The sequence below is a fragment of the Burkholderia sp. EMB26 genome (genome assembly GCF_024730645.1).
GTDB lineage: Bacteria > Pseudomonadota > Gammaproteobacteria > Burkholderiales > Burkholderiaceae > Burkholderia > Burkholderia cenocepacia.
In genome coordinates this window covers 1,400,406-1,414,168 of the sequence record NZ_CP078071.1, presented here as the reverse complement: position 1 = coordinate 1,414,168, position 13,763 = coordinate 1,400,406, and the positions used below count along the sequence as shown (strand labels likewise).

The 13,763-nt window shown below is 66.6% G+C and carries 12 protein-coding genes; 8 read left to right on the top strand and 4 right to left on the bottom strand.

From position 1 onward, the window contains the following. The first annotated feature begins 12 nt into the window (after positions 1 to 12). From KU887_RS23140 to KU887_RS23115, 6 genes are all read left to right on the top strand, one after another. Positions 13 to 1,551 (top strand): sugar ABC transporter ATP-binding protein, encoded by a 1,539-nt coding sequence (locus KU887_RS23140; RefSeq protein ID WP_258258306.1) that lies wholly within the window; start codon positions 13 to 15, stop codon positions 1,549 to 1,551. Positions 1,552 to 1,578: 27 nt separating this feature from the next. Continuing rightward, a complete protein-coding gene (locus tag KU887_RS23135; RefSeq protein WP_060263733.1) occupies positions 1,579 to 2,616 on the top strand; it encodes an ABC transporter permease in 1,038 nt (345 codons plus the stop codon). A gap of 82 nt (positions 2,617 to 2,698) precedes the next feature. Beyond that, complete coding sequence (locus KU887_RS23130; protein ID WP_006484743.1) at positions 2,699 to 3,640, top strand: ABC transporter substrate-binding protein; 942 nt, start codon at positions 2,699 to 2,701, stop codon at positions 3,638 to 3,640. A gap of 63 nt (positions 3,641 to 3,703) precedes the next feature. Continuing rightward, positions 3,704 to 4,594, top strand: a complete 891-nt coding sequence (locus KU887_RS23125) for an amidohydrolase (RefSeq protein ID WP_258258302.1) — start codon at positions 3,704 to 3,706, stop codon at positions 4,592 to 4,594. 67 nt (positions 4,595 to 4,661) lie between these two features. Continuing rightward, positions 4,662 to 5,429 carry a FadR/GntR family transcriptional regulator gene (locus tag KU887_RS23120; protein WP_006484716.1) on the top strand — a complete coding sequence of 256 codons (768 nt, stop codon included), beginning with the start codon at positions 4,662 to 4,664 and terminating at the stop codon, positions 5,427 to 5,429. A gap of 182 nt (positions 5,430 to 5,611) precedes the next feature. Beyond that, positions 5,612 to 6,757 carry an alpha-hydroxy acid oxidase gene (locus KU887_RS23115; protein ID WP_006484756.1) on the top strand — a complete coding sequence of 382 codons (1,146 nt, stop codon included), beginning with the start codon at positions 5,612 to 5,614 and terminating at the stop codon, positions 6,755 to 6,757. A gap of 50 nt (positions 6,758 to 6,807) precedes the next feature. Here the strand turns inward: KU887_RS23115 and KU887_RS23110 are convergent, their stop codons facing one another. Further along, complete coding sequence (locus KU887_RS23110; protein WP_006484725.1) at positions 6,808 to 8,049, bottom strand: FAD-binding oxidoreductase; 1,242 nt, start codon at positions 8,047 to 8,049, stop codon at positions 6,808 to 6,810. A gap of 398 nt (positions 8,050 to 8,447) precedes the next feature. Here KU887_RS23110 and KU887_RS23105 point away from each other — a divergent pair, with 398 nt between their 5' ends. Continuing rightward, entirely contained in the window at positions 8,448 to 9,620 is a 1,173-nt protein-coding gene (locus KU887_RS23105) for an XRE family transcriptional regulator (RefSeq protein ID WP_006484766.1), read from the top strand. Next, positions 9,617 to 10,114: a PIN domain-containing protein gene (locus KU887_RS23100; RefSeq protein WP_012493518.1), complete on the top strand. Its 498-nt coding sequence runs from the start codon at positions 9,617 to 9,619 to the stop codon at positions 10,112 to 10,114. The genes KU887_RS23105 and KU887_RS23100 overlap by 4 nt, the downstream gene beginning before the upstream one ends. 10 nt (positions 10,115 to 10,124) lie before the next feature. Here the strand turns inward: KU887_RS23100 and KU887_RS23095 are convergent, their stop codons facing one another. The 3 genes from KU887_RS23095 to KU887_RS23085 all read right to left on the bottom strand — a co-directional run bounded on the left by KU887_RS23095 (position 10,125) and on the right by KU887_RS23085 (position 13,708). Then, positions 10,125 to 10,850 (bottom strand): Asp/Glu/hydantoin racemase, encoded by a 726-nt coding sequence (locus tag KU887_RS23095; RefSeq protein ID WP_258258296.1) that lies wholly within the window; start codon positions 10,848 to 10,850, stop codon positions 10,125 to 10,127. Positions 10,851 to 10,864: 14 nt separating this feature from the next. Further along, complete coding sequence (locus tag KU887_RS23090) at positions 10,865 to 12,247, bottom strand: amidohydrolase family protein (RefSeq protein WP_060263742.1); 1,383 nt, start codon at positions 12,245 to 12,247, stop codon at positions 10,865 to 10,867. Between the two features lie 87 nt (positions 12,248 to 12,334). Further along, on the bottom strand, positions 12,335 to 13,708 hold the full coding sequence (locus KU887_RS23085) for a nucleobase:cation symporter-2 family protein (protein ID WP_006484715.1): 1,374 nt from the start codon (positions 13,706 to 13,708) through the stop codon (positions 12,335 to 12,337). Positions 13,709 to 13,763 lie beyond the last annotated feature (55 nt).

Genomic DNA, 13,763 nt, shown 5'->3' with positions numbered 1-13,763 from the left:
GGGCCGCGTTCCATGCAACCCGACCCGACCCCGAACACCCCGCCGCCGCTGATCGCGCTGACCGGCATCGGCAAGCGCTTTCCGGGCGTGCAGGCGCTCGACGATTGCCGTTTCGACCTGCATGCGGGTGAAGTGCATGCGCTGATGGGCGAGAACGGCGCCGGCAAGTCGACGCTGATGAAGATACTCGCGGGCGTCTACCAGCGCGACGCGGGCGAGATCCGGATGGACGGCCGCCCGGTGGAGATCACCGACCCGCGTGCCGCGCAGGCGCTCGGCATCGGCATCATCCATCAGGAACTGAACCTGATGAATCACCTGAGCGTCGCACAGAACATCTTCATCGGCCGCGAGCCGCGCGGCCGCTTCGGCGTGTTCGTCGACGAAGACAGGCTGAACCGGGACGCTGCCGCGATCTTCCGGCGGATGCGGCTCGATCTCGATCCGCGCACGCCGGTCGGCCGGCTGACGGTCGCGAAGCAGCAGATGGTCGAGATCGCGAAGGCGCTGTCGTTCGACTCGCGCGTGCTGATCATGGACGAGCCGACCGCCGCGCTGAACAACGCGGAGATCGCCGAGCTGTTCCGCATCATCCGCGACCTGCGCGCGAACGGCGTCGGCATCATCTACATCTCGCACAAGATGGACGAGCTGCGCCAGATCGCCGATCGCGTGACCGTGATGCGCGACGGCAAGTACGTCGCGACCGTGCCGATGGCGGACACGTCGATGGACACGATCATCTCGATGATGGTCGGCCGCCAGCTCGATGCGCAAACCCGCACGCCGCCCGATACGTCCGCGAACGAGATCGCGCTCGAAGTGCGCGGGCTGTCGCGCGGCCGCGCGATCCGCGACGTCGGCTTCACGCTGCGGCGCGGCGAGATCCTCGGCTTCGCCGGGCTGATGGGCGCGGGCCGCACCGAGGTCGCGCGCGCGGTGTTCGGCGCGGATCCGGTCGACGCGGGCGAGATCCGCGTGCACGGCAGGGCCGTGACGATCCGCACGCCGGCCGACGCGGTGAGGTTCGGCATCGGCTATCTGTCCGAGGATCGCAAGCACTTCGGGCTCGCGGTCGGGATGGACGTGCAGAACAACATCGCGCTGTCGAGCATGCGCCGCTTCGTGCGCCGCGGCATGTTCCTCGATGCGCGCGGGATGCGCGAGGCCGCGCAGTCGTACGTGCGCCAGCTCGCGATCCGCACGCCGTCGGTCGCGCAGCCCGCGCGGCTCTTGTCGGGCGGCAACCAGCAGAAGATCGTGATCGCGAAGTGGCTGCTGCGCGACTGCGACATCCTGTTCTTCGACGAACCGACGCGCGGCATCGACGTCGGCGCGAAAAGCGAGATCTACAAGCTGCTCGACGCGCTGGCCGCCGACGGCAAGGCGATCGTGATGATCTCGTCGGAGCTGCCCGAGGTGCTGCGCATGAGCCACCGGATTCTCGTGATGTGCGAAGGCCGCGTGACCGGCGAATTGCGCGCGGCCGACGCCACGCAGGAAAAGATCATGCAGCTCGCGACGCAGCGCGAGTCGACCGTATTGTCCTGAATCAGACGCTCAGACGCCTACCCGATCATGTCCAACGATACGCATCCCGTTCCGTCCCTGGCCACCGGCGACACGCCGGCCGCCGCAGCGAGCCTGAAATCGCGCTTCTTCAACCCGGCCGCGCGGCAGAAGCTGCTCGCGTTCGCGAGCCTCGTGCTGCTGATCGTGTTCTTCAGCTTCGCGTCGTCGAACTTCCTCGAAGTCGACAACCTCGTGTCGATCCTGCAGGCCACCGCCGTGAACGGCGTGCTGGCCGTCGCCTGTACGTACGTGATCATCACGTCCGGCATCGACCTGTCGGTCGGCACGCTGATGACGTTCTGCGCGGTGATGGCCGGCGTCGTGCTGACCAAGTGGGGCATGCCGCTGCCGCTCGGGATTCTGGCGGCGCTGGGCTTCGGCGCGCTGTCGGGCGGCGTGTCGGGCATCGTGATCGCGAAGATGAAGGTGCCGCCGTTCATCGCGACGCTCGGCATGATGATGCTGCTCAAGGGGTTGTCGCTCGTGATCTCCGGCACGCGGCCGATCTACTTCAACGACACGCCGGGCTTCACGTCGATCGCGCAGGATTCGCTGATCGGCAACCTGATTCCCGCGCTGCCGATCCCGAACGCGGTGCTGATCCTGTTCCTCGTCGCGATCGGCGCGTCGATCGTGCTGAACCGCACCATCTTCGGCCGCTACACGTTCGCGCTCGGCAGCAACGAGGAGGCGCTCAGGCTGTCCGGCGTGAACGTCGACGCGTGGAAGATCGCCGTCTACACGTTCAGCGGCGCGGTGTGCGGGATCGCCGGCCTGCTGATCGCGTCGCGGCTGAACTCCGCGCAGCCGGCGCTCGGGCAGGGCTACGAGCTCGATGCGATTGCGGCCGTCGTGATCGGCGGCACGTCGCTGTCGGGCGGCGCGGGCAGCATCGTCGGCACCATCATCGGCGCGTTCATCATGAGCGTGCTGACCAACGGCCTGCGCATCATGTCGGTCGCGCAGGAATGGCAGACGGTCGTGACGGGCGTGATCATCATCCTCGCCGTCTACGTGGACATCCTGCGCCGGCGGCGCCGCTGACGCAGGTACGGGCGCAAGCACGCATGGGCTTCACCGCCGGCCGGGCCGGCATTTCAGTCGATACCAACCAAGGAGACGCGAAGTGATCAGGAGCAAGGTGTTGAACGCGATCGTCGGGCTGACGTTCGCCGTCGGCGTCACGGCCGGCGCGCAGGCGCAGGAAACCTACATCCCGCTGATCTCGAAAGGCTTCCAGCATCAGTTCTGGCAGGCCGTGAAATCGGGCGCGATGCAGGCGGCGAAGGACTACAAGGTGAAGGTGACGTTCGAAGGGCCGGAAACCGAGGCGATGGTCGACAAGCAGATCGACATGCTGTCGGCCGCGATCGCGAAGAAACCGGCCGCGCTCGGCTTCGCGGCGCTCGACAGCAAGGCCGCGCTGCCGCTCCTGAAGAAGGCGCAGGCCGAGAAGATTCCGGTGATCGCGTTCGACTCGGGCGTGGACAGCGACATTCCGGTGACGACGGCCGCGACCAACAACAAGGCGGCCGCCGCGCTCGCCGCCGACAAGCTCGCTGCGCTGATCGGCGACGAAGGCGAGGTGGCCGTGGTCGCGCACGACCAGACGAGCCGCACCGGCATCGACCGCCGCGACGGCTTCCTCGAACGGATGAAGTCCGCGCATCCGAAGGTACAGGTCGTGACCGTGCAGTACGGCGAGGGCGACCAGCTGAAGTCGACCGAGGTGACGAAGTCGATCCTGCAGGCGTATCCGAAGCTCAAGGGGCTGTTCGGCACCAACGAAGGCTCGGCGATCGGCGTGGTCAACGGCGTGCGCGAGATGAAGCGCAAGGTCGTGATCATCGGCTACGATTCCGGCAAGCAGCAGAAGGACGCGATCCGCAGCGGGCTGATGGCCGGCGCGATCACGCAGAACCCGATCGGGATCGGCTACAAGACCGTCGAGGCGGCCGTGAAGGCGATCAAGGGCGAGAAGCTGCCGAAGGTCATCGATACCGGGTTCTACTGGTACGACAAGACCAATATCGACGATCCGAAGATCACGGCGGTGTTGTACGACTGAACGTGGCGAATGGTGGCGACGATGCGGGCCGTCGCCGCCGCGGCGATTGAACACGAGGGCATCATGGGCGCAGTGCGTATCGATTCGCATCAGCACTTCTGGCGTTATCGCGCGGCCGACTATCCGTGGATCGGCCCCGGCATGGGCGTGCTCGCGCGCGACTACCTGCCCGACGCGCTGTGGCCGCAGATGCATGCGCAGGCGCTCGGCGCGTCGATCGCGGTGCAGGCGCGCGCCGGGCGCGACGAGACGGCATTCCTGCTCGACCTCGCGCGCGACGACGCACGCATCGCGGCGGTGGTCGGCTGGGAGGATCTCGGCGCGCCGGCGCTGGCCGACCGTGTCGCCGAGTGGCGCAGCCCGAAGCTGCGCGGCTTTCGTCACCAGGTGCAGGACGAAGCCGACGTCGGCGCGTTCGTCGCCGATCCCGGCTTCAATCGCGGCGTCGCGTGGCTGCAGGCGAACGGTTACGTGTACGACGTGCTCGTGTTCGAGCGCCAGTTGCCGGACGTGCGTGCGTTCTGCGCGCGGCACGACGCGCACTGGCTCGTGCTCGATCATTGCGGCAAGCCGGCGCTCGCCGCGTTCGAGCGCGACGACACGGCATTTCCGCGCTGGCGTGCGGCGCTGCGCGAGCTGGGCGCGCTGCCGCAAGTCGTGTGCAAGCTGTCGGGGCTCGTGACCGAGGCCGACTGGCGGCGCGGTCTGCGCGGACAGGATATCCGGCATGTCGAACAGTGCCTCGACGCGGCGCTCGACGCGTTCGGCCCGCAGCGGCTGATGTTCGGCTCGGACTGGCCCGTGTGCCTGCTCGCGGCGTCGTATGACGAAGTGGCGTCGCTCGTCGAGCGCTGGGCCGAATCGCGGCTGTCGGCGGCCGAGCGCGACGCGTTGTGGGGCGGCACGGCCGCGCGTTGCTACGCGGTGCCGGGCGACATGAAGCGCGGCATATAAAATAGGCGCGAGCGGTCTGCCGATTCGTCAGACCGTCCGGAACGAAACCGATTACCAGCGTCAACGTATGTCCATCCAGCCGATTCAGAACCGCCGCCTCTACCAGCAGATCGCCGACAAGCTCAGCGCGATGATCGAGTCCGGCGATTTCCCGCCGGGCAGCTATCTGCCGCCCGAGCGCGAACTGGCCGAACGCTTCGGCGTGTCGCGCACGTCGGTGCGCGAGGCACTGATCGCGCTCGAAGTGAACGGGCTCGTCAGCGTGCGCGTCGGCGACGGCGTGAAGGTGCGCCACCCGGAAGCGGCTGCCGTGCCCGAACCCGCGCCGGCGCCCGACGCGAAGGTCGCGCCGTTCTCGATCGTCGAGATCGATCCCGAACTCGGCATCGCGCTCGACCTCGATACCGAAATCCCGCCGTTCGCGCTGCTGCAGGCGCGCCGGCTGATCGAGCCGGAAGCCGCGTCGCTGGCCGCGAAGCATGGCTCGGACGCGCAGATCGAAGGGATTCACGAAGCGTTCCTGCGCAACCAGGACGACAACCGCAGCGGCTCGCTCACGCACCCGGGCGACCGGCTGTTCCACATCCGCATCGCGGAAGCGAGCGACAACCCCGCGTATGCGCTGATGATCAAGCAGTTGCTCGCGCACAAGTACGATCTGATGTTCCAGCGGCTGCAGTCGCTGTACATGCCGAACGACATGCCGCACCGGTCCGAGCTCGAGCATCGCGCGATCCTCGACGCGATCCGCGCGCGCGACCCGGACGCCGCGCGCCGCGCGATGGCCGAGCATCTCGACGAAGTGATCCGCATCTTCGGCCGCGCGCTCGACTGAGCGCACGAATCGATTTCCTGCATGTCGGGAAGCGGCGCACGCGACGCGGACCCTTCCGGGTGTCGATGCGGCGTCCGCACCGTGCGAGCGCACCGGCCGTCGGGACAGAACGAACGCTGCGCTGCGAGCGACGCGCGCCGGTCGACCGGCACGCCGCTCGCGCGCCGAATGGAGTGTGACGAATGCGCGTGAACGATTGCCACAATTTCCACGACTTCCGCGAACTCGCCAGGCGGCGGTTGCCGGGACCGATCTTCAACTACATCGACGGTGCGGCCGACGATGAAGCCACGTATCGACGCAACACGCGTGCGTTCGAACGCTGCGATCTGGTGCCGAACGTGTTGCGCGGCGTGCGCGATGTCGACCTGTCGGTGACGGTCATGGGGCAGAAGCTCGGCATGCCGGTCTATTGCTCGCCGACGGCGCTGCAACGCCTGTTTCATCATGACGGCGAGCGCGCGGTCGCCGCCGCGGCCGCGAAATTCGACACGATGTTCGGCGTGTCGTCGCTCGGCACCGTGAGCCTGGAAGAAGCGCGTGCGATCAGCCAGGGCCCGCAGGTCTACCAGTTCTACTTTCACAAGGATCGCGGCCTCAACCGCGAGATGATGAACCGCTCGAGGGACGCCGGCGTGAACGTGATGATGCTGACGGTGGACAGCATTACCGGCGGCAATCGCGAGCGCGACAAGCGCACCGGTTTTTCGATTCCATTCCGGCTGACTCTCGCGGGGCTGACCGAGTTCGCGTTGAAGCCGGCCTGGGCCATCAACTATCTGACCCACGAGCGGTTCCGGTTGCCGCAACTCGACCGGCATGTCGACATGGGCGGCGGCGCGATGTCGATCAGCCGCTACTTCACGGACATGCTGGATCCGTCGATGTCATGGGACGACGTCGCCGCGATGGTGCGGGAGTGGAACGGGCAGTTTTGCCTGAAAGGCGTGATGTCGGTCGACGATGCCCGCCGGGCGGTGGACATCGGCTGTACCGGCATCGTGTTGTCGAACCACGGCGGACGGCAACTGGACGGTTCGCGCGCGGCGTTCGATCAGCTTGCCGAGATCGTCGACGCGGTGGGCGACCGGATCGACGTGATGATGGATGGCGGCGTGCAGCGCGGTTCGCACGTACTGAAGGCGCTGGCGTTGGGGGCGAAGGCCGTCGGGCTGGGACGCTATTACCTGTTCCCGCTCGCCGCCGCCGGGCAGCCCGGCGTCGAGCGCGCGTTGCAACTGATGCGGGCGGAGATCGAACGGGACATGCGGCTGATGGGCTGCGCGTCCGTTGCGCAACTCGGGCGAGATCAGCTGCGCTTTCGCTGACGACGCCGGATTCGACGCCATTCGGGGCGGCGCGTCGGGGGATCGCCTGCTCAGAAGCGATCCGCGCGATACGGCGCCGGATCGGTGAACGGCGCCTCGCCGGTCATCATCTCGGCGAGCAGGCGGCCGGTGACGGGGCCGAGCGTCAGGCCGTGATGGTTGTGGCCGAACGCGAACCACAGCCCGCGATGCGCGGGCGCGGGGCCGATCACCGGGCGCATGTCGGGCGTGCACGGCCGGAAGCCGAGCCACGGATGCGGGTCGAGCCGCTCGCCGAACCCGAACACCGGCCGCGCGACGCGTTCCGCGCGTTCGAGCTGCACGCCCGTTGGCGGAAGCCCGCGCCGCGCGATCTCGACGCCGGTCGTCAGCCGCAATCCGCGCCGCATCGGCGCGATCACGTAACCGTATTCGCGATCGACGATCGGCGCCGACGGCACGCCGCGCGCGGACGGCGCGTAGTGCATGTGATAGCCGCGCTTCTCGCGCAGCGGAATCTTGTAGCCGAACTTGCCGAACACCGTGTCGGACCACGGGCCGAGCGCGACGACGACGGCTGGCGCGGCCGCCGGGCCGTCGTCGGTCTTCACCTGCCAGCCGGGTGACAGCGCGTCGAGGCTCGCGGCGTCGCCCGTCAGCAGCGTGCCGCCGCCCTGCGCGAACAGCTGCGCATACGCTTTGACGAGCGCGGACGGATCGACGACGCTTTTCGGGTCGAGCCAGTGCAGCGCGCCGCAGAAGCCCGCCGCGAGGCTCGGTTCATGCGCGAGCAGCGCGGCCGCGTCGAGCGGCGTGATGCCGAGCCCGTGGCGGCGCGCGGTGAGGCCGGCCTCGGCCACGCCGCGTTCGAATGCGGCCGGCGTGCGGAACGCTTCCAGCCAGCCGTTCGCGCGAATCAGTTCGCCGGCGCCGGCCCGGGCGATCAGCGCGTCGTGTTCGACGATGCAGCGTTCGATCAGCGGCAGCATGTCGCGCGAGGCCGCCGCGTGACGTAGCGGCGCCGATTCCCACCAGAACCGCGCGAGCCACGGCGCGAACGCGGGCAGCGACGCGCTGTGCCAGTAGAGGTCGGTCGAGCGATTCAGCGCATAGCGCATCAGCGTGAACGGGCTGCGCGGGAACGGGTACGGTTCGACCGACGAGCGCTCGATCAGCCCGGCATTGCCGAAGCTCGTGCCTTCGCCGGGCGCGCCGCGATCGACGAGCGCAACCTTGCGCCCGCGATCCTGCAGGTGCAGCGCGGCGGAGACGCCGACGATGCCGGCGCCGAGAACGATGACGTCGAAATCCATCGATGACGGGAGAGAGGTTGATATAGGTTGCGAGCCGACATCGTGGTCGGAGCGAATACCGCGGGCTGCCCCCGTACGGCTTGTTATTAGGATACTCGCGATGTCATTCGATTCGCAAAATCACTGGGGGTCTGCTGGGCTGCACTTCACGATTTGCGACAATCTGAATTATGCTCGGACGCAAAGTCCAAGGTCAGAGGCCGTCCGTCGGCATTGGACGACTGCGCTCCATTCATGTAACTCCATGATTTAGAATGGAATCGTGAACGGGCCTATGGCGGCGCTCCGGATTGCCGCTGGACCCTGCGTTTCGCCGACGTTGAGCGCATCGGCCGTGGGCGGGACACCCATCTATCATGCTGGTGGTTGGGGCCTCTTGAGTCGATAGAGATACAAGGATGAAACGGGAACCGGTTGAAGGCGTGCAGCCTGAGGTGTTGCGTTGGGCGAGGGAAACGGTCGGACTGTCGATCGACGAGGTCGCGACCATGCTTCGCGCAGCGCCGAGCGAAGTGGCTGACTGGGAAACGGGCGCCGGGGCGCCGACATACGCTCAACTCGAGAAGCTCGCGTATCAGGTATTCAAGAGACCGCTTGCAGTTTTTTTTCTTCCGGCGCCGCCCGAGGAAAAGGTTCCGCAGCGGGAGTTTCGCACGCTTCCGGAAACGGACATGCGCTCGCTTGCTCGCGACACCTATCTGCAGATCCGGCAAGCGCATGCATTCCAGCTATCGCTCAAAGAGGTGTTTAACGGACGTAATCCTGCGGATAAGTTGATCTGGAAATCCCTGGCGCTTTCGTTGTCGGAGCCTGTATCGGCGCAAGCTGACAAGGTTCGTCGCTTGCTGGGTATCACGCTCGATGAGCAGACCTCGTGGCGTAACGATGATCTCGCGCTCAAACAGTGGCGGAAGGCTATCGAAGACGCTGGTGTCTTTGTCTTCAAGTCGTCGTTCAAGCAGCGCGAGATTTCGGGATTTTGCCTGATGGACGAGGCATTCCCGATCATTTATCTCAACAACAGTACGACGAAGACGCGTCAGATATTCAGTCTTTTGCACGAACTGGCGCATTTGCTCCTGAGCATGAATGGGTTGAGCAAGCTCGATTCCGGCTATATTGATGCGCTTCCGAAAGCGGAGCGGGAAATTGAGCGATTCTGCAACGCCATAGCAGCGGAAGTACTGATTCCACCATCGGCTTTCGACCGCCTCGTGGCAGGACATCCCTCCGACGTTGAATCCGCGCCCGACGAGATGTTCGCCGAACTGGCCAGCTATTTTGGTGTGAGTCGTGAGGCGGTGCTGCGGCGATTGCTGGACCAGGGACGAGTGAGTCAGGCGTTCTACAAACGTAAGGCAACGATCTGGTCAGCGCAGCAGAGAGAGGCGAAGGGAGGAAGCTACTATGCGAATCAAGGCGCATATCTGAGTGACCGCTTTGCTCGGGAGGTCGTCGGACGCCACTATCGGCATCAAATCACGCTTGAGCAGGCCGCGGACTTTCTCGGCATCAAACCCAAAAGCTTTGCCGGATTCGAAGAGCATGTTCTTCATGGGGCCGGTGCATGATTTATGTGTTTGACACCAGTTCCATTCGATCGTTGCAACATTTCTATCCGCGTGTGTTCCGAAGTATCTGGCAGGGCATCGAAAAGCTCGTGGGTCAGAGGCGATTGATTTCGACTAGAGAAGTGTTGAACGAGATCGAGCGCCAGGCTGTCAGTGCAGATGTATTGACGTGGGTGAAAGGCAACCGATCACTGTTCACGACGCCGAGCGCGGACGAATTGCGGTTTGTCGCTTCGATTTTGCAGATCAAACATTTTCAGGCACTTATCGGTCAACAGCAGCGACTCAAAGGGACGCCAGTCGCTGATCCGTTCGTTATAGCGTGCGCCAAGGTCTGTCTGGGGACGGTTGTGACGGAAGAGGGATGGTTGCATGCGGGCGACGGACTTGTGCCTAAACCGCATGCAGCGAAGATACCCAATGTATGCGCGCATTTCGAAATCCCATGCATTGATCTCGAAGAATTCATGCATCAGCAGGATTGGCAGTTCTGACCGACAAGCATCAACTCATCGAGAACAGCTTTCCCCACCGCGCCAGCACGCCCGTATCGACGCCGGCCATCCGCAACGCCTTCCACACGACCGTCGACACCGTGTCGTAAGCCGCGATGCCCGTCGCCTGTTCGAACGGCCCGGCCAGATGCGCGGCATGCAGGTTCGTGCAGAACGTCGCCACCGCATCCGGCCGCGCCTGTGCCGTCTTGCGCATCAACGCCGCGAGCTGCGTATCGGGCACGTCCGCGAAGCTGGCGTTGTCGCGCAGCCCGAGATGCCGTTCGGCCACGCAGTCGATGCCGAGCTGCGCATACTGACGCACGATCCGTTGCTGCACGTCGCCGAGATACGGCGTGACGAGGCCGAGCCGCCGCACGCCGGTGCGCTCGAGCAACTCGTTCAGCGCGAGCACCGACGTCGTCGCCGGGATGCCGGTCGCTTTTTCGATGCCGCGGCACAGCGCGGCATCGCGCTCGAAGCCGAGCCAGCCGGCCGACGTGCCGCTCCAGCCGGTCACGTCGACGCGCGCGTCGGCGAGCTGCCGCGCCGCGACGAGGATGTGCGCCGCGTCGAACTGGTCGAGCGCGGCCGCGCTGAGCGCGATCTCGGTCACGGTGAAGCGCGCGAAATGCACGCTGACGTGTGGCAGGCCGGCGACGATCGCGCTCGTCAGCGGCTCGAGCGCGGTGTTCGACGACGGCGTCAGGATGCCGATGCGGATGCGCGGATTCATCGGATGGCCTCCACTCAGTCGAGCAACTGCCGCACCGCGGCGACGGCCGCACGGCGCAACGCGGCCAGATCGAGCCCCGGGATCTCGCCGTTGTCCACCACGATCCGACCGTTCACGATGTTGTACTTCACCGGCGCGGGCTCGCCGGCCGCCACCGGCGCGATCGCATGGTCGTGGAAACCGTTGAAGCGCGGTCCGCTCACGTCGTACAGCACGAGATCGGCGGCTTGTCCGACCCCGAGCGTGCCGACCGCATCCAGCCCGAGCACGCGGGCGCCGCCTTGCGTGCCCCAATGCAGCACGTCCTCGATCGTGGTGGCCGACGCGCCGTGCGCCGCGCGATGCACGAGCCACGCGAAATTCGCCTCGTGCGTCATGCTGCCCGATTCGTTCGACGCGACGCCGTCGACGCCCAGCGACACCGGCACGCCGGCCGCCGCCATGCGCGGCGCGGGCGCGATGCCGCTGCCGAGCCGTGCATTGCTGACGGGGCAGTGCGAGCAGCCGGTGCCGGTTTCCGCGAGCATCGCGATCTCGCTCGCCTCGAGATGAACGAGGTGCGCGAACCACACGTCCGGGCCGAGCCATTCGTGCTCGGCGACGAATTCGACGGGCAGCTTGCCGTAGCGCTCGCGGCAGAAATCGACGTAGCGGGTCGTCTCGGACAGATGCGAATGCAGCCGCAGACCCATGCCGCGCGCCGCTCGCGCGACTTCCGGCAGCAGGTCCGGCGGCAGCGAGAAGGTCGGCGTCGTCGGCGCGACGACCACGCGGCGCATCGATGCCGCGCCCGCGTCGTGATAGCGCGCCTTCAGCCGTTCGATATCCGCGAGCATCTGATCGAGCGTCTCGGGCTGCAGCGCGGTGCCGGCGAACCCCGGATGATCGCCGGCCGCCTGCAATGCGCCGCCGCGGCACAGCACGAAGCGCATGCCGAAGGCGGCGGCTTCGTCGAACAGCAGGTCGCCGGTCTCGGTCGTGCCGCCCGCGTGGTACAGGTAATGATGATCGGCGCAGGTCGTCACGCCGGACAGCAGCAGTTCCGCGAAGCCGAGCCGCGCGGCGATGCGCGCGAGCTCCGGCGTGAAGCGGGCGACGCGCGGATACGGGACGGCGGCAAGCCATGCCTGCAGGTCGGCGTTGATGCCGGCCGGCACGCCTTTCAGCAGGTTCTGGAACAGATGATGGTGCGTGTTGATCCAGCCCGGATAGACGACGCAATGGCTCGCATCGATCACGCGCTCGCCGGGTAGCGGCGCGAGATCGGGTGCGATCGTCTCGATCCGGCCGTCGCGGATGCGCAGGTCGGGCCGGCCGAGCCGCGCGGCGTCGCCGGGGTGGCCGCTCATGACCGCGAGCGGGTGGCGGATCAGCAGCGAAGAACAAGGAACGCTCATGGTCGGGTCTCCTCGGATTCGGATAGTCGGGTCACGGGTTGTCGTGCGCCGCGCGCCGCCGTGAGGCCGCGCGTGGCATGAAGCCGGTCAGTCGCACTCGCGCGCCATCGGGCTGCGGGGCGCGGCATCGGCACGGGCATGCGTTTCAACGGGGGCGGCCGCCGGCACGCCGTTGAGCAACGCATTGAGCAGCACCGACACGAGGCAGGCGATCACGACGCCGCTGTGCAGGAACGGCTGCGTCCAGTTGGGCATGTGCGCGAACACCTTCGGCGCCATCACCGGAATCAGCGCGGTCGCGATCGTGAAGCCGACGATCAGCACGTTGTAGCGGTTGTTCTCGAAATCGACCTTCGCGAGCGTCTGCACGCCGGCCGCGACGACCACGCCGAACATCGCGATACCCGCGCCGCCGAGCGCGGCCGACGGCGTCGACGCGACGATCGCGCCGATCTTCGGCACCAGCGCGACGACGCACATCAGCACGCCGCTGACCGCGACGATCCAGCGGCTGCGCACGCCGGTCAGGATCACGAGCCCGACGTTCTCCATGAACGCGATGAACGGAAACGCGGCGAACGTGCCGGCGATCGCGCTCGCGATGCCGTTCGCACGCAGCCCGCGCACGACGTCCTCCTCGCTCACCTGTTTCTCGACGATGTCGCCGATCGCGACGAACAGGCCCATCGATTCGACCATCTGCACGATCATCACGACGACCATCGTCAGCACCGGCACGATCGCGAACACGGGCGTGCCGAAATGGAACGGGTAGGGCACGGTGAACCACGGCGCGGCCGCGACGTTCGTGAAGTTGCCCATCCCGAGCGCGATCGCGAGCAGGCTGCCGGCCACCAGCCCGATCAGCACCGACAGGTTGCGCAGGAACGCGTTCGCGAAGCGGTTGACCGCGAGGATCACGACCGCGACGACGAGCGCGACCGCGAGGAACGACAGCTCGCCGAACTGCAGCTTCGCCGCGTCGCCGCCGCCGGCCCACTGATATGCGACCGGAAACAGCTGCAGCCCGATCACGGTGACGATGCAGCCCGTCACGACCGGCGGGAACAGGCGGCGCAGCCGGCCGACCAGCGGCGCCGCGAAGGTCGTGATGATGCCCGCGCCGATCACCGCGCCGCACACGCCGGCGAACCCGACGCCCGGCGTCAGGCCGATCGCGATCACCGGGCCGACGCTGCTGAACGCGACGCCCTGCAGGATCGGCAAGCGCACGCCGAGCTTCCACACGCCGACCGTTTGCAGGATCGTCGAGATGCCGGAACAGAACAGCGCGGTGCTGATCAGCACGGTCGTATCGGCGGGCGACATCTTCAAGGCCGATGCGACGATCAGCGGCACCGCGATCGCGCCGATATACGCGACGAGCATGTGCTGCAGGCCGAGCGTCAGCATCTGGCGGCGCGGCAGGACCCGATCGACGGGATGTGAAGCAGAGTTCATGGGCGTGTCTCCTGAGGTTCGTTATCGGGCGGGCGCATGGCGCACCCGCCTGGCG